This is a genomic window from Methylocystis sp. JAN1 (genome assembly GCF_052186135.1).
In the GTDB taxonomy this organism is placed as follows: domain Bacteria; phylum Pseudomonadota; class Alphaproteobacteria; order Rhizobiales; family Beijerinckiaceae; genus Methylocystis.
In genome coordinates this window covers 1,165,181-1,190,900 of sequence record NZ_CP181499.1, presented here as the reverse complement: position 1 = coordinate 1,190,900, position 25,720 = coordinate 1,165,181, and the positions used below count along the sequence as shown (strand labels likewise).

Below are 25,720 nucleotides of genomic sequence, written 5' to 3'. Positions count from 1 at the left end.
ACCAACCGCGGCTCAGACAGCCAGAAAATCTACCATCTACGCATGCCAAAAATTCCTGATAGCCTCCCCCCCACAATCTCCAGGGAGTACTCTAATCTCCACTGACCTCCTCCTCGTCGCGGATCGGGAGCGAGACTGTCACCCGAGTGCCGCCTCCGGTGCGACGTTCAACCTTCATCGCGCCGCCAAGCGCCTGTACTCGTTCACGCATGCCAAGGAGACCCATCCCAGAACGATGCTCTTCTGCGATGCCAATCCCATTGTCCTCGATAAGGAGAGTCAAGGTCGGAACGTCTTCGGCTTCGTCCTCTCCCGCATCGCGAAGTGAATCCCATCCGAATGATACCGATACTTGAGCCGAAGTCGCCCTCGCGTGTCGGAAAATGTTGGTCACGCTCTCCTGAATGACGCGATAGGCTGTAAAGGCGGTGGCTTCGTCGAGCGACGACAAATCATGAGGCGCCATCAACCGTAGATCGACCTCTGGATGGCCGAGCGACCAGGACACGAAAAGACTTTTGAGCGCCGCTTCGAGTCCGAGTTCCGTTAGCCCCTTCGGCCGCAAGCGCCCAAGCAGGCCCCGAAACAAGGACTGAAGCGCCTCACAGGCGCGATCCACAATCGAGCTGAGCTGGCGTAGTCGCTCATGATCCGGCGAGGTTTCCGTGAGTGCTTCTTGCAGCGACGCCGCCGCCGCGCGGATTGAAAAGAGGCACGGCCCCGCCTCGTCGTGCAGATCTCGAGCTATTTCCTTACGCTCGCTATCCTGAATTTGGATAAGCTGGTTCACAAGATCACGATTCTCGTTGCGCACGCGGTCGAGTGTTGTCGCCAGCGAGTTGAGTGCGATTGATATGTTTCGAAATTCCGAAGCCCCGCGAGGCGCGATCCGTATTCCACTTTTTCCGGCTTCCAGATCAGCCAAACCGGCTTGCAATGCCGCGAAAGGCCTCAGGGAATAGCGGACGAGGAGCAGAACGAGCACGATGATCGCAAGCGTCACGACAAGGCTGATCGACGCCAGCCACGTCATGTCCGACCAGACCTCCTCCAATTCGTCGAGCGGATTGGATATGATCGCCACATTGCCATACTCGCTCTCGTGGACGCGAATCGGCACGAGAATGACCCGTGGCGGAGGAACGTCGACCAGCTTGACGAACCATGCCGGCGGATCGGCGTCGTTGACGTGATCGTCCGCGGACCAATGCGCCGGCGGCGCTACTCCCCGGTCGAGTATCCTGATGTCGACATGACGCAGACTGCCGAGATTCGCATAAAGTCTGCGCAGAGCTGGCGTTGGGTTGTCACCATCGGGAAGACTTGTAATCGTTGTCAGGACAAATTCCCGAGCAAGTCGCAGATTACTTCCCGCCTCGGCGCGAACGCGCGGCCCAGCGTGCATTAATTGGATCCCGAGATTGATCAACAGGGTGGCGAGAAGAACCATGCCAATCAGCCAGCTCAGCCCCGCCTTCAGAGAAATCATCGTTTGTCGCCCGCAAAGAATGGCTGCGAAGCCACAAGATCATTGACTCCGCCCACGCTTTTCACAACAAAGATCGAGGTCCACAACAAGAAAATCCTATGCGCGTTCTTATCGTCGACGACCATCCGATGGTGATCGAGGGCTGCCGAGGCATGCTCTCGGGGCAGAAGGACATCGAAGTGTCCGAAGCTCACAACGCCGACGAAGCGCTCGAGAAATATGAGGCGACGGCGCCGGATGTCGTGGTTCTCGATATCAACCTTCCCGGCATCTCCGGTTTCGAGCTGCTGCGCCTTCTGTTGAGGCGAAACGCCAACGTGAAGATCATCGTTTTCACGATGAACGACGATCCGGTCTTCGCGGCGCGCGCGATCGAACGCGGCGCGCGGGGCTATCTTGCAAAGAGCGAGGATCCCAAGGCCTTCGTCAAGGCGATCCGATCCGTCGGCGCGGGCGAGCGGTATCTTTCGAGCAATCTGGCGCTCAAGCTTGCCTTCGCGGATCAGGCCCGGGCGAAGAGTCCACTCGACGCGCTCAGTAGTCGGGAGATCGAAATCCTCCGTAACCTCGCCAGTGGCAAAGATATGGCCGAGATCGCGCACATTCTGAAAATCTCCTACAAGACGGTCGCGAATAACTGCGTCTTACTGAAGCGCAAGCTTGGCGCCAGGTCGAAGGCCGACCTTCTTCGCATCGCCGTCGAAAACAAAATCGCGATGAGGCTAGTCTAAAACTGCCTATCTGAATTGCTTTTGCGTCCTGTACCTCTCGGCGAGCACATTCAAAGCTTCTTCTCTCGTTAAGCCCTTGTGACGCAGATTGAAATAATGCTGGCAGATTTCGCCATAGGTCTGCCTTTGTCCGGCGGCTTTCGCGACCTCGGCGAGTTCATACAGAATGCCAGCGTAATCCTCCTCACGCTCATCTTCAGCGAGCATCTTGCCAATCTGCGCCGTGCGATTGGCGAGCATGCGGTGAGATTCCAGGAAATGGGCGCGCGCCGTGATGATCGCCTCGCGTATCTTTTCGATGGCAGGATCGTTCGTTGCATGCTCGCGGCCAGCTTCCCGGCTCGCAAGCCAAAGCGCAGGGTCGACATGTTCGTTGGCGCGTAGCCAGATCTCGCTGCTTTTTTCCTCCTGCATCTCGATCACGTCATTCGCCTCGCTCGCGCGCTCCTCTTTGCCGCAAGCGGCGCAGAGGAGGCACGCGGCGAGGGCGGCGCCCGTTTTCGAGACGCGGGGCAGCCTCATGCTATTTGCCTTCGACCTTCTTCTTCAGGCCCTCCAGCCCGTTGTGGAGATAGGCAGCCATCGCCGTACGCGCAGCATCGTCGTTCAGATTGTCCGGCGGCTCGTTGCTGGTGTCGCCGCGATAAAGACGCCCGTACCATTTCACTTGGCTGCCGCCGCCCGCAGCCAGCTCGACAGAGAAGGAAAGCGAGTAGGAACTCGCGGGCATCGCGTCGAGATTGGGATCGGACATGCGCCAACCGAGCTTGTGCGCGGCGGCGTCATACTCGTCGAGGCCTTCTTTCAATACGCCGCCCTTCTTGAGCGTCACTTCGCGCTCTGCGCCGGCCGCGTCGCCCCCCGTGGCCTTCACCGACTGGACGTCGGGATGCCATGCAGCGAGCCCGTCGAATTTCCCGGCCACGGCCCAGACGGCTTTGGGGTCGGCGGCAATCACGATCGTTTCGTCGACCTTGATCGGCGTCGGCCCATGCGCAAGGGCAGGCGCGGCGAGCAAGAAGGCCAGCAGCGATAATGTTCTTCTCATTTGAGACTCCCTCATTGTTGTTTCCAGGCGAAGCGGGTGGAGCGCCGCTTATCCGCGATGCGTTCCAAAAGCGGACTGATGGAGAAGGCCGCGAACAGACAAGCCGCGGAGAAGACGCCGAGATAGGGGCGAAGATCGAGCGCTCCGTCGCGGGCGTGCTCACTCCCAGCGGCCCGATAGGCGTCCAGAAGGCTCGCCTTGTCGTCGAGATGGAAATAGCCGAGGCCGGTCTTTTCCGAGAGCGTGCGGAGATATTCCTCCTTTACCGAAGACAGATGCTCCACGCCGACGGCCGCCGTGGCGCCAAAAGGCGCATTACGCGCGTTGAAGCCTTCGCGCTCTTCGGCTCCCTTGGGTGGAAGCCCGAACCGGCTTTCATGCGGCACTTCGTCGATCGCGACAAAGCCGACCTCGCGGCCTCTGTCGTCGAATTTCGGAATCGGCGAGAGCTCATAGCCGCCGACGCCGACGATCAGTCCACGCGTCTCGCCGGCTTTCCCTTCGAAAGCTGACCCGCCCGAGGCCGGCAGGGGCGGCGCCTCCTGGCCGTCCGTCAAGAACAGCAGATCCGTCTTCAGCTCACGCGCCATGTCGACGGCGCGGAACAACCCCGCCGAAATCCGGCTATCGCCCTCCCAGGCCATGCGCCAGTCGATCGCTCCTATCGCCGCTTCGAGGGGCGAGAAATCAGCGCATGCGTCGATTGGCTCGAAGAGCAGGAAAGGGCGCCGCTCGGTGAAGACGCCGAGCGCGACGCGCGACGGACAAGGCAGCGCGACAATCAACCCCCGTAACGCCGCCTTGACCCTTTCAAGCCGGCTGATCGGTTTTCCGCCGGCAATGTAGTCGCGAACATTCATGCTGCCGGTAATGTCGACGATCGCAAGAAGATCGTAACCCGGTCGCGTCACCCGCAATGTCGGCGCAATAAAGGTCGCCAGGAGAAGCGCCGCTGCTGACGCCAGCAAGATCAGGCGAGGTTCGCGCAGAATTGGACGCATCACGGCAGACCCTTCGGCTTGCCCGGAATGTCGGTCCAGAGCTTCTTCGGATCCGCGCTGAGTTCGTCGCCGCTCTTTCGCTCGAAATCCGGGAAATCCCGCACGAGCCGCGCCGCCACGTCGATATTGAATTTCGCGTCCCAAAATTCCGGGTCGAGCTGGAGTGCGCGGCGGTATTCTCGTTTCGAAAGATTGACGAAGGGGCCAGCGGCTTCGAGCTCGGATTTCTCGATATGCTCCAGCGCCGTTCGAAGCAGCGCATTTGCGATAAGATAATGGGCGCGCGCACGCATCGGCGCGTCCCCGCTTCGATCCAACGCTTCGAGGAAGCCGCGCGCTTGATCGAGACGATCGCGCTTCGCCAGAAAGGCGATTCGCGCGAACAGTTCCTCGGGCTGTGCGTCGCGATCGACGGGGACGTCTCGCCCGGCGCGGAGCACCTCGATCATGTCATTTGAAGCAACCGCGCGTCGCCACTCGACGCCCTCGAAGACCGTGGCAAAGGCTAGGCCGAAGGCAGCCGCGACGAGAGCCATGGAGCGCTGCGCCCGCCAAAAACGGACGATTGCCTTGGGCAAATGACCGATCATCGCGCGCCTCTCGCGGGACAAAGGGGCGCCTCCGCCAGCTTGGCTAGGAAAAGCAGGCACACCGAAAACAGTGCGACAGCAAAAGGCACGCTGCTGAGATCGCGCCGGGGCAGCTTCTCGAAATAGCGCATGGGTCGGCGTTCGAGCCGATCGATCTGCCGAAGCGCGTCCTCTGTCGCCTTAGGCCCTTCCGCCTCAAAGGCGCGATAGGGCACGCCGAGCGATTTGAAGTAAAGATCGAGATGCCGTTCCGGCGCCGCTTGCGGGGACTCGGCGTCGCCGTCCGGCGCTGCGTAAATCCCTCGGCTGCCTTCCGTGCGCAGGAAGAGCCAATAGAGATTGACGCGGGTCTTTCTGAAATCCGCGCGCAGATCGTCCTGGATCTTCGGATCGATCACGCCGGCGCCGTCGGAGATGAGTAGGATGGCGCGCGAATGATCGGCGTCGCTCGCGCGAAACATCGACAGCGCCATTGCGAGGCCACGCGCAATATTTGTGTAGTCGAGGCCCGGACGATCTATCGCGTCGATCGCCGCCTTGGTCGCATCGGGGTGATCGGAAAGGGGCGTGACCAGCATGGGCGACGTCGAAAAGGCCGCGACGCCGACGAGATCGCGCCGGCGGCTGTCGACAAAGGCTTTCAGGATGCGCTTGGCGGCCGCCGCCTTGGATTCTTCGCCACCCGACGGGTTCCTCCCAGCGAAGGTCTCGTTCATGCTGCCGCTACGGTCGATCAGCATGACGATCTGCGCGCCCTCGGCGAGGCGCTCGACTTCCTCACCGGGGAAGAACGGCCCGGCCGCTCCCAAGAGGCTGCAAAGAAGAGCCGCCACGCCAAGAAATTTCAGCGCAATGGCGACGAGGCTGGACAGGCTGTCTTGCGGAGCGCAATCCAAGGACGTGATCGTCGACCCGCGCAATGCGGATCGCAGCAAGGGCGCGACGGCGACTGGCGCGAGCAGTAACAGCTCGGGGTGATCGAAACTGAAGAACGTCAACGTCATTTTGCGCGCTCCAGCCGCGCGAGGGCCTTGACGAAATCAAGCAGATCTTCGAATTCGTAGCCGTCCCCTGGGCCTATCGAAAAGAAGGCGTCGCGCGATGCGGCGAAGAAGCGCTCGAAAGACGGCTTCAATGACGCGAATTCTGGACGGCGCACCAAGAAGACTGGGATATCCGCGGCGAGCAGCGCACCGCCATTGGCGGAATCGATCGTTCGATGCACGCTTTGCATGGCTGCGGGAAGAGCATCGATTCCCCCATGCGACTTGGATGCGAGCTCTCTGGCCAGCGTGTTGAAGATGCGCGCGCGCCTTTTCTGGAAAGGCGGCCAGGCGCGATCCCGCGCGACGGCGCCCAGCGCGAGGGCGCAAAGCGCCCCGAAGGCGATCGCGAAGCGCTTGGGTTGCGTCTCCTCGGCGAAAATCACTGGCGCATCCGGGCGCAGATAATCGTCGGGACGGTCTTGTTTCATCGGGGCGATTTCGCGCAAGGGCGCGACACCGACGCGCCATGCCGGCACCCGAATTGTTTCGTCCCCGAACCGTACGTCGAAACCCGGGATTTCGATATTGCGCACATCGAGCGCGACATAGAAATTTTGATAGACGAGATCGAGGTCCCAGCGCTTCTCTTGCCCGATCGTCGTCGCGTGAACGTCGACGGCCTTAAGATCCAAAGAAACGCTGAGCGTCCCGGGGCGTGGTAGCGAGGCAGCGGCGAGGGTCGCATCCCTCGGCGCCGTGATCTCGACGCGCGCGCGAATGATATCGCCGACGAAATAGCCGAAAGGCCGCGCGGAGTGGATTGTCACGCGCGGTTCACCGGCCCTAGTAGGACATTGCCAGAGCAGGCATAGGATGATGATTAGGCCGAAACGCATCCTGCGCCTCACGCCGCCATCAGGCGCGAACTGAGGGAATGGGAGTCGAAGCGATCTTCGACGAAAATCGGCGGCCGCACTCGTCCCGCCGCTATCTCGATCAATTCCTTACGACGCTTGGCCTCCGCCTCTACCCACTTTTCGCGCAAGGCTGGCCGCATGACGATCAAACGCCGACGGGCGGTCTCCGGGTCATGCAATTCGAGCAGCCCCCAACGCGGCGGAGAAAGCTCGACGGAATCGACGAGGACGACAGGCAGAACGTCGTGAAGGGCGAACGACTCGAAGACCCTAGCGATCAATGTTTGGGGCCAGCGAAAGTCGGATATCAGAAGGACGAGCTTTCGAGCGGCGCCGAGACGCTTTGCTGCGCCAACGAGGCTTTCGGCGTGGGCGCTGACGGGCCTTATACTCTCCAAGCGCTTGACGGCGCACATCGCCGCACTTCTTGATCGCGTCGCCGGCAGGAACAGGTCTTCACGCAATCCGGCGCCGCCCGCGATGAGGCCGAAGCGGTCGCCGATCCTCGTCGCCGAAAAGGCGAGCGCCGCGCAAATATCGCTTGCGACACCGAAGCGATCGACAGCCCCGACGAAGCCCATGGACGCCGACAGATCGACAATCGCATAGACGTCGATCGCGCTTCTCTGCTCGAAGCGGCGGACATGCGTCTCGCCAAAGGGGTCGCGTAAGGTGGCGCGCAGATCGATGCGTCTGGCGTCGGGGTAGCGCAGGAACGGAGCCTGATCGCGGAACACGCCGAAGCCGCCGACTTCGCTCGATCCGTGCGGGCCGGCGTGATTGGACCGGAAGCGCCCGCGTGGGCGATACAGGATGTCGGCGGGAGTCTTCATGGGACGGGCGTGGCGTCAAAGACCGCGTGGCAAAGCTGTCTCACCGGTTCGTCGCCTCGAAGCGCATGAATGGGATCGACAAAGATGCGATGCGCCATCACCTCGAAGAACACCTCCTTGACGTCGTCAGGCGTCATGTAATCCCGGCCTTCGAGCCAGGCGCGCACGCGCGCCGCGCGCGCTAGCGTCGCGAGGCCGCGCGGACTGGCCCCGCCTTTGACGAGTGTCGAGACGTCGACATCCGGGAGAGAGATGCCGACCGAGGCTGGCTGCGTCAGGCCCTGCCATAGGTTGAGAACGTAGCTCTCGAGGGTATCGCTCGCCTTGACGGTCTGCTGGATTATCCCCGCGACGCCGCCAATCTCGCGGTAATCCACCGTGCCCGGCGCGACGCGTTCGAGCAGCCTGTCGACATCCTGGAAGACGGGGTCGAAAACCAGTTTGCGCCTCGCCTCGCGATCCGTCGGCGCGGCCATGGAGATTTCCATGAAGAAGCGGTCGCGCGCGGCGGCGGGGAGTTCGAAGGTCTCTTCGCGCTCGACCATATTGCGGTCGGCAAAGACCTGGAGATAAGGGAAACGATAGAGCCGATTGAACGCCGTGACGCTTTTTTCAGCCATCAGACGCAGGAGCAGCGAATGCACCTGCGGACGGGCGCGATTGATCTCGTTGAAGAAAAAGACGGGCAGCGTCTCGGCGAGGCGTAGAAGCTCGGACGGGTCGACACGGGGACGACCATCGTCGCCAAGATAGGTATGATAGAGGATATCGCTCGGCATCATGTCGACCGTGCCCTCGATGCGGGCGAAATCGCCGCCCAGGGCGCGAGACACGGCGCGCAGCAAGGTCGTCTTGCCGACCCCGACATCGCCTTCGATCATCACATGGCCGCGCGAGAAGATGCCGATGGTGACAAGGCGGATGACACGGTCCTGGCCGACGACCGCCTTTCGGATTTCCTGCTCGAAGGCGATCGCGCGTTCGCGCCATTCGGCGAGCTTAGGCTCGGATTGGGAGACCTTGTTCAAGGCGCGACCTTACGCTCTCGACAAAAAAGGCGGCCACGATCTCGGGAAAGGACTCGATGCGCTGTTGTTGAATAACATCGATTCCAGATCGTGGCCGCTTCATATTCGCCGCGTTGCCGCGCGGCGAAACCTTACTGAGCGATTTTGCTCACGTCATATTCCCACTTGCCGGTCTTCTTGAAATTCTCGACCCGCTTCTTGTTGCGCTCTTCCATCGCCTGGACCGACGCGCCCTGCTTGGCGAGCTCCTTCGGATCGTGCTTGGGATCGTATTTCGAACCCTCGACCTTGTCCGGGAAGCCGGGCTTGGGCTCCCAGCAATTGCCGGGCGCCTTGCACTTGGTGCCGTCATAGGCGAGAGCGCCGCCGGCGGTGAACATGAAGCCGACGGCGAGCGCCGCGGCGAAATGCATCTTACGCATCCCTGGTTCCTCCATTTGTGCGAGGCCTGCGCCTCTTTGTTTGCGCCTCCGGCCGATGGGGGCGGAACTCGCTTCTGGCTGGCCTTACTTCTTGGCCTGACACTTGCCGGGTGGGTTATCCGGCAGAGTCTCGTGACCGGCGTAAGGCTTGAAAGACTTGCGCTGATCATCCGACAGCCACGTCGCCTTCTCCGGCGCTTCCTTGAAGAGATGACGAACCCAGGCCATCACCTTCAGCATCTCGTCGAGCTGAAGATTTTGATACTGCGGCCCCATGGAAGCCTGCGCGCCGCCATAAATCGTCGAGAACAGACCTTCGTCGGTCTCGTTCTGCGGATAGGTCCAATAGGCGTCGTTGAGCCCGGGACCGATCTTGCCTTCTCCGAGATGGCCGTGGCAGCCAGAACATGCGGAGAGAAACGTCTGCTCGCCCTGCTTGAGGCAGCTCACATCCTCATTGTACGGGTTTTTGCCCGTGGTCATGAATTCCTTGACGGCCGCCGTGTCCTTGCCTTCCGGCAGCGCGTCGTTGAAGTTCAAAATCTCGCCCGTAATGGTGTTACGGAAGGTGATTGCCGTCTGCGCGATTGCGGAAACCGCCACGAAGGCCCCAACCGCGGCGACGACGATACGGGTCGCCTTTGTCTTCTGATTCAACACTTTTTGCTTCCTATCCGGTAGTCGCCGCACATTTATGGGTTGATCGGCAGAAGGGGCACGCCTTCCGCCTTGAGGATTTCCTCGATCTTCGGCTTGGCAGCGACGAGCGCCGCATCAACCGCGGCCAGCAGCGCCTTGTCGTCCCGACGAACGGCGACCGATTGATCGAAGCGCTGCGGCACCTTCTCGCCATTGCTCTTCGCCGCGTCGTCTTCGATCAACGTCATCCGCAGGGGAACGGTCGACCCTTTGACATAGCGCGCGACATCCGGCGCGAAACCGACGGCGATCTCCGCGGCGCCGATCACGACCTCGCCGACCATGCGACTGGGGTCGATTTGCGTATATTGATTGCGCGCCGATCTGAAATTCACCAGCGAGTAGAGATAGGCCATGTTGTCTTCATAGACGCCCATGTCCTTCAACAGCACTTCGCCGGGGGAGCCGAAGGCGACCACAATGTGGCCGAGCTTCTTGAGACGGGCATCGTTCCAGGACTTGACGTCGAGATCGCGGTCTGCCCGGCTCACGAAGACATAGCCGGTGCGATAATAGGGCTTCGACGTCGCGACGCGCGGATCGCCCGTGTCCAGGCCGACGATCACGTCGCATTGATTCTTGTCGAGATAGTCGCGCACGAGGTAAATCGCCGGCTTCTCGGACCAGACAAATTGCGCCTTGCGCTTCAGGGCGTCCGCGAGCGCGACGCCGATTTTGTTTTCCAGCCCAGAACCGTCCTCCAAGGAGAGCGGCGGCTGGTTCTTCGCGGCGCAGATGCGCAGCACATTAGGGTCTACAGCCGGCGCCGGCGCGGCGGCGGGAGTGGTATCTTTGACGGCGTCGCCGGAAACGCCGAGAGAAGCGGCGCTCGCATTGGCAACTCCGAGGAGCGTCATGGCAGCGACGCCAAACCAGAAGGATGAGCGGACGCGCAACATCGCAGTTTTCTTTCGCTATTATGTTATTGGGCGTCGCTCGGACGCGCATGAGCGCATCCGAGCGATCTTCTCACAGCGCTCTTTCAAGCGGGGAGGAGATCAGTTCGCCTTGTATTCGCCGACATTCACGTCGTCGTACGGGCCCTGACCATTGAGCGAGAACACCATCACGCCGCCGCCCATCTGGGTATAATTGGCGAGCTGCTTGAATGCGCCGACCGCGCCGAGACCGGCCGTCGGATCCTGAAGGTCGAACACGAGGCCAACGCCCGGCCAGCCGCCCACGCCGTAGAGGATGGCGACATACTCGACGCCCTTGTGCTGGTAGACGATCGGGTGACCGATGACGCCAGAGGGCAGCTTGAACTTCCAGAGGAGTTCGCCGGTATCGCTGTGACGCGCCTTGATGAACCCGTCGAGCGTTCCGTAGAAAACGACGTTGCCGGCGGTCGCGGCGGTGCCGCCCCAAACCGCAAAGCGCTCCATCTTCTCCCATTTGAACTGGCCGGTGATGGCGTTGTAGGCCTTGATCTGACCGAGGCCCTCACCCTTCTGGCGATCGCCCTTCGGACCCGGATACATGTTCAGCGTCGCGCCGACAAAGAACTGACCCGCGCGGTAGGGAAGCATGAAGGGCTCCCAGTCCATGCAGATGTGATTCACGCCGAGGAAGAACAGCTCCTTTTTCGGATCGTAGGAGTCGAGACCCTGATTGTGATAGCCCATCGCCGACGGACACACGTCCTTGGCCAGGTGGTCCATACGCGTGCCATATTCCGGATCGCGAACCGGGAGACCGGACTTCAGGTCGATTTTCTTGAAGACGTTGACCGTGTCGTCGATCTTGTCGGCGGAGATCAGCGTGCCGTCGGTGCGATCGAGCGTATAGACGATGCCGTTGCGGTCCGGATGGGTCAGCAGCTTGCGCAGCTTGCCTTCCTTATCCTTCTGCTCCGAGAGCATCATGAAGTTGATGCCGGCGTAATCCCATTCGTCGTGCGGGGTCTTCTGATAGCCGAACTTAGCCTGGCCGGTTTCGAGGTCGCGACCCCAAATGGTCATCGTCCACTTGTTGTCGCCGGGACGCATGGTCTCGTTCCACGGAGCCGGGTTGCCAGAGCCGTAATATACGAGGTTGGTGCCCGGGTCATAGGCGAACCAGCCCCAATTCGTGCCGCCGCCGATCTTCCAGGCGTCGCCTTCCCAGGTCGACGTGCCGAGGCCCTTCTGGCCATAATGCGGATTAGCCTTGTTGAAGTCGTCGCCGATCAGAACGTCGGAATCCGGACCCGTTGCATAGGCGCGCCACTTCTGCTCGCCGGTGCGAACATCATAGGCGGTCATGTAGCCACGCACGCCGAGCTCGGCGCCCGAAGAGCCGATCAGGACGATGTCCTTGTAGATGTGCGGGGCGACGGTGAGCGTCGAACCGACCTTGAAGTCGGAGTTCTCGACTTTCCAGTATTCCTGACCGGTTTCGGCGTTGAGCGCCACGACATTGCCGTCAAGCAGCGTCTTGACGATCAAGGATGGGGTCTTGCCGTCGCTCGGCCAATAAGCAAGGCCACGATTGACGATGTCGCAACAAGCGACCGCGCGGGCGGCGGCGTTTTGCTTGGGCTTGTGCTGCCACAGGATGCGGGTCGGATCGCTGAGATCGAGGGCAAAAGTGTTGTTCGGGAAGGATGTATGAACATACATCTTGCCGTCGACGACGATCGGCGAGCCTTCATGGCCGCTGAGCAGGCCTGTCGAGAACGACCAAGCAACCTTCAGATTCTTGACGTTCTCCGCATTGACCTGAGTCAGCGTGCTGTAGTGGTTGGCGCTGTAATTCTTGCCTTGCATCGCCCAGTTGTCTTCGCTCTTGGTCAACGCCTCGAGCTTGTCTTCGGCCTGGGCCATCGTCGCCATCCCCATGGGCGCGGCGATCAGGACCGACAGCAGGGAAACGGAATTCAGGAATTTCCTCATAGACGAGTCCTCCTGCGACGTCCTGCAAGGCCGTTCTTGGCTTCTTGAAAGGATGGCGTCGCCTCGTAAAGACGCTCCATCTTTTGTAATTGGAGCTGTCTCAGTTCGTTGAAGGTCGCTTCCTTGGGAGCGCTTGCCGCGCTTTATGGGAGAGACGATCCGAGTGCATATAAATTTACGCCGCGCGGTCTGTCTTCACGATTTATCGGTAATGTGCGTCGGGAAAAAATGGCATTTGCTGTGCCTGTATTTCCCAACGGAACGGCGCTCGCCTTAGGGGAGGCTGGACGCCTTGACGGGCACGCGCGCGCGGTATTTCCTCTCGCCGAACGGCGTCTCAATAAGAAGAACAACATGACCGATCGGATGATCCGTCGCCTGACAGGCGTATTTCTGCTGTCGCTTCTCATCGCCGGCTCCGAACGGCTCAACGCACAAATTGTCGAGGTCGCGCTCTATCCTCGGGACGGACGCCGTCTCATGAGCGAAGCCGATGCCGCGCGCTACACCGGCGCCGGGGTGCTCTTGTGCTATTCGGATTACGGCACGCTGGAGCGCGGCGCGGCCGCCTGGCTCATCGGCGCTCACGATCTCGTTGTTTTGAACGCGCATAATTTCGTGGATCGCAAGCTGGTTCCGACGCACCCCGTGTCGGATTGCTTCTTCCGCATCGGCGGCAGCGACTATTATTTCGATCCCGACAGCTTGCACATTGGCGCATCGGTGGCGTCGAAGGGTCTGCACATTACCGACGACTGGGCGCTGCTGCGCCTCATTCAACCGACGCCCGACGACGTCAAGCCGCAGCCCATTCCCGACACGAGCGACGTCGCCACGGGGTCGGGGATGAAAGTGACGATGGTTTCGCCCGCCGGTCACTCCAACACGCGTCTTCCCGCGACAGTGGAGGCATGCGCGATCCATCGAATCGACGAGCCCACGGAGGGCCATGTCCGACGGGCGCGCCATGATTGCAATGACGGCTATGGCGGGTCGGGTTCCGGCCTGTTTTCAGAGGACGGACGGTTGATCGCGTTGCATAGCGCGTCGCTCGACATGAACTGGACGCGGCCCTTCGATATCGAAACACATTACGGCTCCGCCATTGTTTTCGAGGGCGATCTTGTGAGCGCCATTCGAAAGGCCGTAGAGAAGCCGCACTGACCTATTCCTTTGCGGGAACAGTCCGAAGATAGGCGACCAGCGCGTCGAGGTCTTCCGGGGACATCTTGGCGAAGTGGGCCTTGGCAAGGTTAGACATGGGCGGTTTGAGCGCTTCGCCCTTGCGCGAGACGCCGTGCGTGATCGCGCGCTTAATCTCGTCATCAGACCAGGCGCCGACGCCCTTCTCCGGATGCGGCGTAATATTCGACGCGACGGCGACGCCCGCCGGGGTTCGGAAGATCTTGCCGCCAGCGCCGAGCCCGTTCACATAGTCTGGCGCATCGTCGACCTCCGTGCTGTGGCAGGCCAGGCAGCGGGCGATCGACGCGACATAAAGACCGCGCTTAACTTTCTCGGAAAGCGCCGCCTCGTCGAACGCCGCTTCTGCGCCGGGCGCCGGATGGGGAGACCACTTACCTTGCCGCTGCGGCGGCGCCATAGGCTGAGCCTTCACGGGTGATTGCGCTCGCAGGAAGGCGGTAATTGCATTGCGATCGGCGTCCGTCAGCACGCGGTAGGAATCGGAAGGCATGGCGGGCGCAAGCTGCCCGTCATCGCCGACTCCGGCGACGATGGCTGCACTGACCGCATCGTCGGACCATCCGCCAACCCCTGTCTCCTTGTCGGGCGTGATATTGGAGCCGCGCGCGATATAGTCTTTGCCGGTGAAAGTCTGCGAGCCGCCGGAAAAGCGCGCGGATAGGTCGTAGCCATTGGGACCGCGCGGCGTGTGACAATTGTCGCAGGCCGCCAGCGCCTCCACGAGATATTGCCCGCGCAGCTGATCCGCCGCCAAGGAAGCGCCCGTGGTAAAGACGCCGGCGCCCATACAAATGGCCGCAACGGCAAATGCTCGATTGATCATGGGCAGGACCTGGTTGCCACATGGCGATGTTGCCGCCCAAGTTCCTAATCGAGCGGCGGAGATCGGTCTGCTTCATAGTTTCCCAACAATTTCGGGAAAGACCGGCAAGCTCCCCGGGAGCTATCGCGTCAGCGTCAAGTTGGAGCCGTCGAGCACCGCATAATCGAAGCGCGCGCCCGTAACGATTGCGCCGGTAAAGTTGGCGGCGTTCAGCACCGCATGAGTGAGATTGGCGCGCGTCAGATCGGCGCCGTCGAAACTCGCTTCCGGGAGTTCGGCGCGCACGGGAACCATTCCCTGATTGGCGGGGTCGGCTCCAAGATCGGCGTCGATGAGTTTCGCCTTGACGAATTTCACGCCGCGCCCGCCGCCGATAATCCGCGCGCGCGTCATATCGGCGCCCGTGAAGTCGGCGCCGTCGAGCAGCGCGGCATAGAATGTCGCGCCGCGGAGATTGGCGCCGGAAAAGTCCGCGTTTTGCACGTCGCTGCGCGTGAAATTCGTGGACGCAAGGCGGGCGCCCTTCAACTTGGCGCCCGAAAGTTTGGATGAAAAGAAGTCGGCGCCGTCCAGATCGAGACCGGAAAGATCCGCGCCGGAAAGATCGAGATTGGAAAAGTCGGCAGCGGCGTCCTTGCTCTGCATCAGTCGCCGCTCGATCTGTGCGCGCGTTAGATCGGAGGCGAAACACGCCCTGCCTACGAGGCAGAGAACACAGGTCAATATAACGGATAACCCGAGCCGAAGCGACATGAGCCCTCTCGCTGACGACTGTCTGGAGCAGGACAATGACCATCGGCTGCGGACGCTCGCAACGGGAGAGTTTCACCTGTCCATGGGAAAAATCGGAAGTCGTCTTTACAGCCACTCGACCAGATCGCTATGCGACAAGCAAAATTGACACGCTCAGGCCGAGATCATGATTATCGCACCTTCCTGCAGGCGCCTCCTTGCGGCCACTATGGCGCTCGTCGGCACAACGTTACCACGAGGATCGATCTTGGCGGATACATTGTCGTCAGAGCTGCCAAAGCGAGCGCCAGGTTTATGGCGGATCATCACGGTTTCTCCCGAGATCGGCATGCAATCTCACAACGTCTGTATCGCTGAAGGAGACAGTATCATCGGACCTCAGGCTGCAGACTGCGCCCGTCCATCGGTCGCGCGCGCAGGGGATCAGGTGATTGTGACGATCGAATGTGGCGCCAGCGACAGACGCAGCGTCAAGAGCCTCCTCTTCACGGGAGATTTCAAGTCCTGGTATCGTGCGCAATCCAAGATAAGCTCAAGCGACACGCACTCTGGCTTTTCGATCGACGCTAAATTTCTCGGAATTTGTTTGCCTTAAAAGGGAACACAACCGCGACAAGATAACTCGCACTTGAGATTTGCTGCGGTTGTCTCGGGCATCCACGAAATCTTGTGAACCGTTGGCCAGATAGAAAGGCGTTGCAGTATCGGGACTGACGAAAGTCAGAGGAAATCGGCGTATCCGCGACGGGTTAAGGACCGAGAGAGAGGCTCCCGGCACCCGTCATGGAGAAGCCCCCATGACCCAGGTTGAGATTTTGGACGCTGAGCGCGGACGCGAAGGTGGCTACAAAGTGGATACGAGCCGCGGCGAGCGGTTGGGACGCGTTTCGTCGGAGTGGTTTTCGCGCCCAGCGGACGAGCGCTATCTATCGCTGTCGGAGCTGTTCACCGCTGTGCGTGGCCGGACCGAGCGCAGCCGAACGCGGACGGTCGAGAGCGCCGCGATTCGTGTGGAAGCTAGCCGCGATTATTCAGAGCGTCTCGCGCTCATGCTTCCGGGCTCGGACGCGCCCGTCGCGCCGACGCATTGGAGCTTCGGCCAGCTCGCCAGCCTTGTTGGCGCGCCGGCGACATATCTGCGCCAGCTTCCTGCGCCGCTCGCCGGCATCAATCTGCAATATGGCTTGACCGCGCATCGCGCCGAACAGGTCAAGACGCTGGAGATCGAAGACGGGCGGGTTGAACTGCGCGCGGTCACCGGGCCCGACTATGGCCGGATTTACGATCACGAACTCGTTTCCGCCGTGCAGCGCATCGCCGGCAATGGCACGGGCGATACGCGCTGGAAAGTGCCGGGCCTGCTCGACTGGTCGACCGGGATCTACAATCCCAATGTCGACGTCACACAAGACACGACAACGCTCTACGCCTCGGACCGCGACGTGTTCCTGTTTCTGGTCGACGATCTGAACCCCATCGAAGCCGGACGGCTGCCGGATGGCTCGCCCGATCTGTTCTTTCGAGGCTTCTACTGCTGGAATTCCGAGGTCGGCGCGAAGACGCTCGGCATCGCGAGCTTTTATCTTCGCGCGGTCTGTCAAAACCGCAATCTCTGGGGCGTGGAGGATTTCGAGGAGATCACGATCCGTCATTCCAAATATGCGGCGTCGCGCTTCGCGCATGAGGCGGCGCCGGCGTTGACCCGTTTCGCGAATTCCTCGCCCCTTCCCTTCATCAACGGCGTCAAGGCCGCGAGAGAACGGATCGTCGCGCGCAACGACGACGACCGAACGGAATTCCTGCGCAAGCGCGGTTTCTCGAAAGCTGAGACCGCGAAGATCATCGACACCGTGCTGGCCGAGGAACGGCGCAAGCCCGAAAGCGTCTTCGACTTCGTGCAGGGAATCACAGCGATTGCGCGGAACAAGACGCATCAGGACGCAAGGCTCGACTTCGAGGCGCGCGCGAAGAAGCTCTTCGAGCGCGCGGCGTAGATTCAGTCCCGCTGGCGTGGGGGGCCCCTGTCCGACAAGCAGTTTCACCACAATGATTTACGGCGTCGCCCTCAAAGTCAGAGGGCGGCGCTGCGCTTCGTGACGGGTTCGAGGCCGAGAGAGTGTCTCCCGGCCGCCCGTCGCGGAGTTGATCCCCATGGCGAAGTCGGTTCAAAAAATCCAGCTCAGCGCCTCGCGCGACATTCCCTTCCACAAGCTCGTCTTGTCGCAGGCCAATGTACGCAAGATCAAGGCGGGCGTCTCGATCGAAGAGCTCGCGGAGGACATCGCCCGCCGCACGCTCTTGCAGAGCATCACGGTGCGGCCGGTGCTCGACGATCAGGGCGTCGAGACTGGCACGTTCGAAATCCCCGCGGGCGGGCGCCGCTACCGCGCGCTGGGGCTGCTGGTGAAGCAGAAGCGCCTGGCGCGCAACGCCCCCATCCCCTGCGTGGTGCGATTGGAGGGCACGGCCGAGGAAGACAGCCTCGCTGAGAACGTTCAGCGCGCGCCTCTCCATCCGCTGGATCAGTTCCGCGCCTTCCTGACCCTTCGCGAGAAGGGTCAGAGCGAGGAAGAGATCGCCGCCGCATTTTTCGTCAGCGTAGCGGTCGTCAAGCAGCGCCTGCGGCTCGCTTCCGTGTCTCCGATGCTACTCGACGTCTATGCCGAGGACGGCATGACGCTCGACCAGCTGATGGCCTTCACCGTCAATCCAGACCATGAGCGCCAGGAACAGGTCTGGGAGGCGATCCAGCGCTCGCATAATAAGGAAGCCTATCAGATTCGCCGACTTCTCACCGAGGGCGCGGTCCGAGCCTCGGACAAGCGGGCGCAATACATCGGCGAAGATTATCTCGCCGCCGGCGGTCCCATCATGCGGGACCTCTTCCAGAGTGACGACGGCGGCTGGCTGCAGGACGTCCCCCTTCTCGAAAGGCTCGTCGCAGAGAAGCTGGCCCGCGACGCCGAGCCGATCCGGGCCGAGGGCTGGAGATGGGTCGAGACAGCGATCGACTTCCCCTATGGCCATACCTACGGGCTCCGCCATCTGCAGGGCGAACGTCAGCCGCTGACTGATGAGGAAGCCACAACGCGGGAGGCGCTACGTCTCGAAGCGAATCAGCTCGAAGCCGCCTATTTGGATGCCGACGAGATTCCCGAGGACGTCGATGCGCGCCTTGCCGAGATCGAGACCGCTCTCGAAATGATGGAAGATCGTCCGGTCACTTATACACCGGAGGACATCGCCCGCGCGGGCGTCTTCGTCAGCATCGACGGATCGGGGCGACTGCGGATCGAGCGCGGCTATGTCCGCCCGGAGGACGAAGCGCCGATGGACGAACCCGAAGCGCTGATCGACGAAGCCGAGACAGAGGACGTCGGTAGCGGGCCTTGGAGCGCGGCGACTCTTGCTCAGGGCGCGGCCCCAGGTGGCGACGATGCCGTCCGTTCCGGCTCCGCCGAGGATGAGGAAGACGAGGGCCTTCGTCCCCTGCCCGACAAATTGCTAACCGAGCTCACCGCCTATCGCACGCTAGCGCTGCGCGAGGCGCTCGGCAATGAACCGGACATGGCCTTCCTCGCCGCGCTACACGCGATCTGCCTGCGCCTCTTCTACCGCTACGGTTCGGACACCTGCCTCGAGATCGAAGCCAAGAATATTTCCTTCGGCGCGCAGGCGCCGGGGCTCTCCGACACGCCGCTCGCTGCCGAGGTCGACGCCCGTCATCTCGACTGGTCGCAGCAGCTCCCGGCGGAGCCGCAAGACCTCTGGGACGTTCTGACGACTTTCGATATGGAAGCGCGCCAGCGTCTCTTCGCGCATTGCGTCTCCCTGACGGTCAACGCCGTGCATGAGCCCTGGAGCCGGCGCCCGCGCGCCATCTCCCATGCCGATCGTCTCGCGGCGTCCCTTCCCCTCGACATCGCAGCGACGGGTTGGACGCCGACGGCCGACAATTTTCTTGGCCGCGTGACCAAGGCGCGGATCGTCCAGGCAGTGAGCGAAGCAAAGGGCGCGGATATCGCCCGGCGCATCGAGGCATTGAAGAAAGGCGACATGGTCCAAGAGGCCGAACGGCTCCTCTCGGGAACGAACTGGCTGCCCGAGCCACTTCGCACGGCGGGATGCGCCCGGCATTCGCATGCCTCCGAAGGAACGGCCCCCGAGCAGACCGTCGAGGAGGAAGCCATCCCGGTCGAAGAATCGGCGACGATCGAGAGCGAAAGGGCCGTCGACGAAACGGCGTCCGAAGAGGATGCTGATCAGGCGTCGGTCGACGAGCCCCAGGGCGTCGCCGCCGAGTAGACCTCCCCGAGGCCGCCAGCGTGGGGCTCGCCAGCAATGGCGGGCCCCTTTTCTTTTGGAGGGTTAGCCGTGCCCAGTTCAGTCGCTTCGGAGATGGCGCGCCGCCTTGCGCGGGACGCCGAAGCGGTCTGCCGCCGCTATCTGTCGAACGGCCGCCGCGAGGGCCGCTATTGGCTCGTCGGCGACATTCACAATGCGCCAGGCCGCAGCCTGTTCGTTCGCCTCAAGGGACCCGAAGCAGGCAAGGGCGCCGCCGGCAAATGGACCGACGCCGCGACAGGCGAACATGGCGATCTTCTCGACGTCATCCGCCAAAGCGCCCAATGCGCCGACTTCGCCGAGGCTCTTCATGAAGCGCGCAGCTTTCTCAGTCTGCCGAAGGATGATCCTTCGATCGAACGCCGGCGATCGGGTACGCCTACGGTGTCGCGGCCCATAGACTCGGCGCGACGGCTCTTTCACATGTCACAACCGATCGCGGGCAGTTTGGTCGAGCGATATTTGCGGCATCGTGGCTTAGCAGGTCTAGGAAATCTCTACAGCCTGCGCTTTCATCCACGCTGTTACTATCGGCCAGATAAATCGTCCGCTGTCGAAGCCTGGCCCGCCATGATCGCCGTCGTCACCGATGTCGACGGCAAAATCACCGGCGCGCATCGCACCTGGCTCGATCCATCTGGGCGCGACAAGGCGCCGATCGCCAATCCGCGACGGGCAATGGGGGACATCTGCGGCAATGGCGTGCGCTTTGGCGCGTCGCTCGACGTCATGGCGGCGGGCGAAGGCATCGAGACCGTGCTCTCCGCGCGATCTCTTCTGCCAAGCATGCCGATGATCGCTGCGCTCTCGGCCGCGCATCTCGCCGCGTTGATGTTTCCGCCGACGCTCCGTGCCCTTTACGTCTTGCGCGACAACGACCCCGCCGGCAGGAAAGCGACCGCGCAGCTGACCGAGCGAGCAATCGCCGAAGGGATCGACGCGATCACCCTTGTTCCCCAGCTTGGCGATTTCAATGACGATCTGCGCCGCTTTGGTGAAGAGGCCTTGCGGGCAACGATCCGGACTCAGCTCGCGCCACAAGACGTAGCCCGATTCCTCAACTTCGATATCACTCTGGGGAGCGAACATTCTCGCGGCTAACTGTTCGCCCCTGCGATCGTCACCAATCAGCTTCCCTCCGAGAGATCGGGCCGCAGCCCCGGCCTTCTGAGAGGGCGACCTTTGCGTCGCACGCGCCCGCCAGGCAATGGCTGCGGCCGGCTATTTTCCGTCGCGCCCTGCGGGCGCTTTACAGCGCGAAACAAAATAGCCGGCGCTTCGCCATCCTCCGCTGCGCTTCGGCCCGTCGCTGCGCTCCCGGTGCCAGCCGGTCTCGTCCGCCGCCTTTTGTCGCCACGAAGGCCGCGAGGGTCGCGGCCCATCCGACGAAGGAGAACGCCAATGACGACCGATCGCGACGACCGAGACTTCGAGACCGCGCAAGCCGCCTCGCCAACCGACCGGGTTCTCGCTGAACTCCAGCTCTACGGCTACCGCCCCTTTCACGACGAACCCGATCCCCGGCCACTGCCCGAGCCCAGCACGATCACCGGCGCCGTCGCCGACATCTTCGACGCGCTTGTCGCGACCTTGAGCGATAGCCGCCTCGAACCCGACCTCGAAGGCCTGCTCTGGTCGACGGTCAATCTCTTCCACCGCGCCATCGCCCGCATCGAGCGGGAACTCGACGATAATGAGCAGGCGCAAAAGCGCAGCCAGAAGGAGCAGGATGGTTCCGAAGTCCGCTCGGTCGAGCTTGAGCGGCTGATCTGCGAGGGTCAAACCCTTATCGAACGCCGCGACAGCATGGAGTTCTTCCGCGACCAAGCCGCCGACGCCTTCGACCTGCACCCCGGCTCGTCCTGGCGTCCCCGCGCCGGCTCCAAGGTCAACCATCGCTCGCTGACCGCATCGCTGATCGACAGCCGTGACTTTCTCTCCGCTAGGCGTCGCGCCGACACCGAGCTTCTCCTACCCGCCGGCCCGCGGATCGCCTTCACCGGCGGGCTCGACTTCAATGACCATCGCGCCATCTGGGATCGACTCGACAAGGCGCTGGCGAAACATCCCGGCATGGTGCTGTTGCATGGCGGTTCGCCCAAGGGCGCGGAGCGCATTGCTTCGTGCTGGGCCGATAATCGCAAGGTGACGCAGATCGCCTTCAAGCCCGACTGGGTGCGTCACGCCAAGGCAGCACCCTTCAAGCGCAACGACCGGATGCTCGAAACGCTTCCCATCGGCGCCATCGTCTTTCCCGGCTCCGGCATCTCCGCCAATCTCGTCGACAAGGCGCGGGCGCTCGGCATCCCGGTGTGGAGATACGATGACGGCCGCGCATAGGCGCCGCCACCCAGTGTTCGACAACGCGCCGTCGCCAAGGATTTTCCATATTCCTCTGACGACGATGCGCGTTGCGCCATGGCGGAGGTGGGGGCGCAGCCTCGACTCACGCCATGGAGCAGCAAAGATGTTGTTCGCCATCCTTTTCAATCTCGCAGGCCTGGGCCTCTTCTGCTGGCTCCTTTATGCGCTCGCCGTCGACGCGCTCGCTTTCTTCGCGGCGCTTTCCATCGCCTTAGCCGCGTTCGACGCTGGCGCCGGCATCGTCGGCGCCGTCGCTCTGGCGCTGATCGCGGGCGTCGGCGTCCTGACCACTATGCGGATCGGCATCGCCGCGACCCGCTCCTGCCCTGTCCGGCTCGCAATCACGCTGATCTACGCCATCCCCGCGGGCGTCGCCGGCTATCAGCTTTCGGACGTGTTCGCCGGCCTTGGCGGCGCAAGCGGAGCCTGGCGTGACGCCATGGCGTTTCTTGGGGCGCTCGCAGTGGCCGCAGCGGCGCGGGCGCGATTGCAAGCGCCTCCTCCCGCTCCCGCGAAATGACGCGCCACGAACCGCGTTGTTGCCATTCTAGCGCCTCGGCGAGCCGCGACGGATCTTTCCCCTCGTCGCGCAATCCGAGTTCGAAAGGCTGAACGTCACATTTTTCGGTGACGAGAGACTGCGGCAGCGTTTGACGCCGAGGCTGCGACCCGGACGCCGCTGCAATGAAGACACGCGTTGAGGTTTTCGTCGTCGCGATGGCCGTTCAGATCCGAGGTCAAGTCCCCCGAACGTCGCCGACGCTTTCTTTTCCTTCGCTTCGTCGATCGCGGGACTCGTCCTGCAATCGATGTTGTGCGCCAACTCTCCGCATTGATCGCGATCCAGCCCGGCGCCAACGCGGGCTCTCTCTTGGCTTCATCTGGACGAAGGACGGCTGCGCCTCGATCGCCTGAGACGCAACAGCGGGTCAGCAACTTTCTTCCCCTGCCGCCTGCGGCGTCATTCCTCGCGAGGCAAGAAAGCCGCCTCTCCGCCGTCCTCCGCTTTGCTGCGGCCCTGCGGGTGCGTCGGCGAATCGCCGTCGTCTCTCGAAGCGCCATCGAGATCCCATGACGGCAGACAAGGCGCCGCTTGGTAAAAGCCGATCGCGCGATTGTCGCTGGGAGAAAGATCATGCAGTTTGGAGACGAGAGTGGAATAGCCGGTGAACTGAACGCGATCTTCGTGTCGTTGGAATTGAGCCGAAGCACTTGGTTGATCACGTCGCTGTCGCCGGGCGCGGGCGAGAAGATTTCGCGGCACACGATCGAGGCGGGCAATCTGGCGGCGCTTCTCGAGCGCTTTTCGCTGTTGCGGGCCAAGGCCCGGCAGCGGAGGCAGCGAGAGTATCCGATCGTCACAATCCACGAGGCTGGCTTTGATGGCTTCTGGGTTCACCGCGCACTGTTGTCGGAAGGGATCGACAGCCATGTCGTGGATGCCGCCTCGATCGCGACCTCGCGTCGCAAGCGCCGGGTCAAGACGGACCGCGTCGATGGCGAGACGCTCGTCCGAACCTTGCTCGCCTACAAGCGAGGCGAGCCGCGCATCTGCGCGATGCTGCGCGTCCCGTCGCCGGAAGAAGAGGATCGGCGTCGCATCGGGCGCGAGCGCAAGACCCTGATGAGCGAGCGCATCCAGCACAGCAATCGGATCAAGGGACTGCTCTTCTCGCAGGGCATCACGACTTTCTCACCCTTGCGACGCGACCGCCGCGCGCGGCTCGAAGCGCTGACGACCGGCGATGGTCGTCCGCTGCCGGAGCATATGAAACGGCAGATCCTGCGCGAAATCGATCGCCTCGAACAGGTCATGGAGCAGCTGGCGACCGTCGATGCCGAGCGCGACGCCATGCTGGCTGCTGAGAGCAGTCGCGATACGTCTGTTGTAAGAATGTTGACCAACGTCGTTGGCATCGGCGCCGAGTTCGCTGCGGTGCTATGGTCGGAGGGCCTGTTCCGGCGCTTCGACAATCGACGACAGGTCGCCGCCTATGCCGGACTGGCGCCGACGCCATGGCAAAGCGGCGCTGTCGCGCGCGAACAAGGCGTAAGCAAGTCCGGCAACGGTCGACTGCGCAGCACGCTGATCCAGCTCGCCTGGCTCTGGATTCGCCATCAGCCGGGGTCCGAGCTCACCAAATGGTTCCGCAACCGTGTGGCCCAGAACGGCGGCCGGATGAAGAAGACGATGATCACCGCGCTGGCGCGAAAGCTGTTCGTGGCGCTCTGGAAATACGCAACCGCCGGCGTCGACATTGAAGGTGCGGTTGTGCGCGCATGATGTGATCTTGAGTTCCGTCGGGGCGTGATCAGCCCTGCGGATCGAGGTGGGCGACCGTATCTGCGGCCTGGCATAAAACGCCGTCATCGAGTCTGGTATCGCCCTCCTGAACCCATGCCGCCGAAAGCGGGATTATGGTGCGTCCGCCCAGGCGGCGACCGGATGTGAGGTTGATACGTGCATTGGCGCGGATCACGAACGGGTTCGGACCTCGTGTTGAAGTGGAGGAAACGCAACCGCCGCTGGCCGCCTTGACGCTTCTAACGGCGCGACGATCTTCATTGCCGTTTCTCGGCCGACAATGCCGAGCGAAGCCGCCGAGCGGCCTCTCATGGGGCTGGTCTGGCGCCGGGCCGTCCTATGCCTGCAACGGCTTCGCCGACCTTCTTCCCCTGACCGCAAGCGGTCATTCCTCGCGAGGCAACAAGCTCGGCTGCCGCCGTCCTCCGCTGCGCTGCGGCCCAAGGGTGCAGGCGTCCGTCCCGTCACCTCAAGACCGCCACGAGGTCGCATCGGGCGGCTTCGGGCAACAGCCAGGAGATACGACAATGGCTCAGATCGGCACCTTCACCCGGAACGACGACGGCACCTTCACCGGCACGATCCGCACTCTCAACATCAACACCAAGGCGACCATCAAACCCGTTGCCACCAAGGACAGCGAACGCAGTCCCGACTTCCGGGTCGCCGCCAACGGCGTCGAACTGGGCGCAGGCTGGAGCAAGGCCGCCAAGGACTCGGGCGCAGAATACGTCTCGGTGAAGCTCGACGATCCGTCCTTCACGGCCCCGGTCTACGCGACCCTGGTCCAGGGCGACAACGCCGAACACAAGCTCATCTGGTCGCGCTGACTTGCGCTACGGACGCTCCGCCTAAGGCGGAGCGTCCGATCTGCAACCCACAGTACCCCAGAGCACGCCGCCCTCTTGACCAACGGTCCCTCATGTGAGGCCGCGATGGTCGCGGGCTCGAAATCGAGATCAACAGGAGATCATCATGGCGAACATCGGCTCCTTCAAAAAGTCCGGCAACGAATATCAAGGCGAAATCGTCACCCTCAGCGTCCAGGCGCGCGGCGTCCGCATCGTCCCCGAAACAAACCGCGCCAACGATAACGCCCCCAGCCACCGCGTCTTCGTCGGCCGCGCCGAGATCGGCGCCGCCTGGCCGAAGCGCTCCAACGAAGGCCGCGACTATCTCTCCCTGAAGCTCGACGATCCGAGCTTCACCGCGCCGATCTACGCCAACCTCTTCGACGACGAGGAAGGCGACGGCTACAGCCTCATCTGGTCGCGCGGCCGCAAGGCTAACGGCGATTGACCGCCAGCG

General features: G+C 62.3%; 26 protein-coding genes. 11 read left to right on the top strand and 15 right to left on the bottom strand.

The genetic code is table 11. From position 1 onward, the window contains the following. Nucleotides 1–91: 91 nt before the first annotated feature. Nucleotides 92–1,489: an ATP-binding protein gene (locus tag ACNHKD_RS05615; RefSeq protein WP_442756102.1), complete on the bottom strand. Its 1,398-nt coding sequence runs from the start codon at nucleotides 1,487–1,489 to the stop codon at nucleotides 92–94. Between the two features lie 98 nt (nucleotides 1,490–1,587). Here ACNHKD_RS05615 and ACNHKD_RS05610 point away from each other — a divergent pair, with 98 nt between their 5' ends. Beyond that, entirely contained in the window at nucleotides 1,588–2,220 is a 633-nt protein-coding gene (locus ACNHKD_RS05610; protein ID WP_442756101.1) for a response regulator, read from the top strand. A gap of 6 nt (nucleotides 2,221–2,226) precedes the next feature. On the opposite strand, the gene ACNHKD_RS05605 is transcribed toward ACNHKD_RS05610, so the two are convergent. From ACNHKD_RS05605 to ACNHKD_RS05550, 12 genes are all read right to left on the bottom strand, one after another. Further along, nucleotides 2,227–2,742 (bottom strand): hypothetical protein, encoded by a 516-nt coding sequence (locus tag ACNHKD_RS05605; protein WP_442756100.1) that lies wholly within the window; start codon nucleotides 2,740–2,742, stop codon nucleotides 2,227–2,229. 1 nt (nucleotide 2,743) lies between these two features. Then, on the bottom strand, nucleotides 2,744–3,268 hold the full coding sequence (locus ACNHKD_RS05600) for an SRPBCC family protein (protein WP_442756099.1): 525 nt from the start codon (nucleotides 3,266–3,268) through the stop codon (nucleotides 2,744–2,746). Nucleotides 3,269–3,279: 11 nt separating this feature from the next. Next, nucleotides 3,280–4,269 carry a VWA domain-containing protein gene (locus ACNHKD_RS05595; protein ID WP_442756844.1) on the bottom strand — a complete coding sequence of 330 codons (990 nt, stop codon included), beginning with the start codon at nucleotides 4,267–4,269 and terminating at the stop codon, nucleotides 3,280–3,282. Next, nucleotides 4,269–4,805, bottom strand: coding sequence for an MxaK protein (locus tag ACNHKD_RS05590; RefSeq protein ID WP_442756098.1), 537 nt, complete (start codon nucleotides 4,803–4,805; stop codon nucleotides 4,269–4,271). The genes ACNHKD_RS05595 and ACNHKD_RS05590 overlap by 1 nt, the downstream gene beginning before the upstream one ends. 50 nt (nucleotides 4,806–4,855) lie before the next feature. Next, nucleotides 4,856–5,863 carry a vWA domain-containing protein gene (locus ACNHKD_RS05585; protein ID WP_442756097.1) on the bottom strand — a complete coding sequence of 336 codons (1,008 nt, stop codon included), beginning with the start codon at nucleotides 5,861–5,863 and terminating at the stop codon, nucleotides 4,856–4,858. Further along, nucleotides 5,860–6,741, bottom strand: a complete 882-nt coding sequence (locus ACNHKD_RS05580) for a nonribosomal peptide synthetase MxaA (protein ID WP_442756096.1) — start codon at nucleotides 6,739–6,741, stop codon at nucleotides 5,860–5,862. Before ACNHKD_RS05580 ends, ACNHKD_RS05585 begins: the two co-directional genes overlap by 4 nt. Nucleotides 6,742–6,749: 8 nt before the next feature. After that, complete coding sequence (locus tag ACNHKD_RS05575) at nucleotides 6,750–7,595, bottom strand: DUF58 domain-containing protein (protein WP_442756095.1); 846 nt, start codon at nucleotides 7,593–7,595, stop codon at nucleotides 6,750–6,752. Beyond that, a complete protein-coding gene (locus ACNHKD_RS05570; RefSeq protein WP_442756094.1) occupies nucleotides 7,592–8,623 on the bottom strand; it encodes an AAA family ATPase in 1,032 nt (343 codons plus the stop codon). The genes ACNHKD_RS05575 and ACNHKD_RS05570 overlap by 4 nt, the downstream gene beginning before the upstream one ends. Before the next feature lie 131 nt (nucleotides 8,624–8,754). After that, nucleotides 8,755–9,045: a methanol dehydrogenase [cytochrome c] subunit gene (locus ACNHKD_RS05565; RefSeq protein WP_442756093.1), complete on the bottom strand. Its 291-nt coding sequence runs from the start codon at nucleotides 9,043–9,045 to the stop codon at nucleotides 8,755–8,757. An 84-nt stretch (nucleotides 9,046–9,129) separates the two neighbouring features. Further along, nucleotides 9,130–9,702, bottom strand: a complete 573-nt coding sequence (moxG, locus tag ACNHKD_RS05560; RefSeq protein WP_442756843.1) for a cytochrome c(L), periplasmic — start codon at nucleotides 9,700–9,702, stop codon at nucleotides 9,130–9,132. A gap of 35 nt (nucleotides 9,703–9,737) precedes the next feature. Then, nucleotides 9,738–10,601: a methanol oxidation system protein MoxJ gene (gene moxJ / locus ACNHKD_RS05555; RefSeq protein ID WP_442756092.1), complete on the bottom strand. Its 864-nt coding sequence runs from the start codon at nucleotides 10,599–10,601 to the stop codon at nucleotides 9,738–9,740. Between the two features lie 141 nt (nucleotides 10,602–10,742). Beyond that, the gene (locus ACNHKD_RS05550) at nucleotides 10,743–12,617 is read right to left on the bottom strand and encodes a methanol/ethanol family PQQ-dependent dehydrogenase (RefSeq protein WP_442756091.1); all 1,875 of its coding nucleotides are present in this window, start codon (nucleotides 12,615–12,617) and stop codon (nucleotides 10,743–10,745) included. A gap of 354 nt (nucleotides 12,618–12,971) precedes the next feature. Here ACNHKD_RS05550 and ACNHKD_RS05545 point away from each other — a divergent pair, with 354 nt between their 5' ends. Next, on the top strand, nucleotides 12,972–13,781 hold the full coding sequence (locus ACNHKD_RS05545) for a trypsin-like serine peptidase (protein WP_442756090.1): 810 nt from the start codon (nucleotides 12,972–12,974) through the stop codon (nucleotides 13,779–13,781). 1 nt (nucleotide 13,782) lies between these two features. Here the strand turns inward: ACNHKD_RS05545 and ACNHKD_RS05540 are convergent, their stop codons facing one another. Continuing rightward, nucleotides 13,783–14,577, bottom strand: coding sequence for a c-type cytochrome (locus ACNHKD_RS05540; protein ID WP_442756089.1), 795 nt, complete (start codon nucleotides 14,575–14,577; stop codon nucleotides 13,783–13,785). A 189-nt stretch (nucleotides 14,578–14,766) separates the two neighbouring features. Beyond that, on the bottom strand, nucleotides 14,767–15,291 hold the full coding sequence (locus ACNHKD_RS05535) for a pentapeptide repeat-containing protein (protein WP_442756088.1): 525 nt from the start codon (nucleotides 15,289–15,291) through the stop codon (nucleotides 14,767–14,769). Between the two features lie 355 nt (nucleotides 15,292–15,646). Here ACNHKD_RS05535 and ACNHKD_RS05530 point away from each other — a divergent pair, with 355 nt between their 5' ends. The 9 genes from ACNHKD_RS05530 to ACNHKD_RS05490 all read left to right on the top strand — a co-directional run bounded on the left by ACNHKD_RS05530 (nucleotide 15,647) and on the right by ACNHKD_RS05490 (nucleotide 25,711). Then, a complete protein-coding gene (locus tag ACNHKD_RS05530) occupies nucleotides 15,647–15,994 on the top strand; it encodes a DUF3617 domain-containing protein (protein WP_442756087.1) in 348 nt (115 codons plus the stop codon). Between the two features lie 202 nt (nucleotides 15,995–16,196). Next, the gene (locus ACNHKD_RS05525) at nucleotides 16,197–17,393 is read left to right on the top strand and encodes a DUF932 domain-containing protein (protein WP_442756086.1); all 1,197 of its coding nucleotides are present in this window, start codon (nucleotides 16,197–16,199) and stop codon (nucleotides 17,391–17,393) included. 157 nt (nucleotides 17,394–17,550) lie between these two features. Continuing rightward, entirely contained in the window at nucleotides 17,551–19,704 is a 2,154-nt protein-coding gene (locus ACNHKD_RS05520) for a ParB/RepB/Spo0J family partition protein (RefSeq protein WP_442756085.1), read from the top strand. A gap of 36 nt (nucleotides 19,705–19,740) precedes the next feature. Continuing rightward, nucleotides 19,741–20,844 (top strand): DUF7146 domain-containing protein, encoded by a 1,104-nt coding sequence (locus ACNHKD_RS05515; RefSeq protein WP_442756084.1) that lies wholly within the window; start codon nucleotides 19,741–19,743, stop codon nucleotides 20,842–20,844. A gap of 300 nt (nucleotides 20,845–21,144) precedes the next feature. After that, complete coding sequence (locus tag ACNHKD_RS05510) at nucleotides 21,145–22,083, top strand: DUF2493 domain-containing protein (RefSeq protein WP_442756083.1); 939 nt, start codon at nucleotides 21,145–21,147, stop codon at nucleotides 22,081–22,083. Between the two features lie 127 nt (nucleotides 22,084–22,210). Beyond that, nucleotides 22,211–22,627, top strand: coding sequence for a hypothetical protein (locus ACNHKD_RS05505; RefSeq protein ID WP_442756082.1), 417 nt, complete (start codon nucleotides 22,211–22,213; stop codon nucleotides 22,625–22,627). Nucleotides 22,628–23,239: 612 nt separating this feature from the next. Then, a complete protein-coding gene (locus ACNHKD_RS05500) occupies nucleotides 23,240–24,391 on the top strand; it encodes an IS110 family transposase (RefSeq protein ID WP_442756842.1) in 1,152 nt (383 codons plus the stop codon). 548 nt (nucleotides 24,392–24,939) lie between these two features. After that, nucleotides 24,940–25,242 carry a DUF736 domain-containing protein gene (locus ACNHKD_RS05495; RefSeq protein ID WP_442756081.1) on the top strand — a complete coding sequence of 101 codons (303 nt, stop codon included), beginning with the start codon at nucleotides 24,940–24,942 and terminating at the stop codon, nucleotides 25,240–25,242. Nucleotides 25,243–25,387: 145 nt separating this feature from the next. Next, complete coding sequence (locus tag ACNHKD_RS05490; protein WP_442756080.1) at nucleotides 25,388–25,711, top strand: DUF736 domain-containing protein; 324 nt, start codon at nucleotides 25,388–25,390, stop codon at nucleotides 25,709–25,711. The last annotated feature ends 9 nt before the right edge of the window (nucleotides 25,712–25,720 follow it).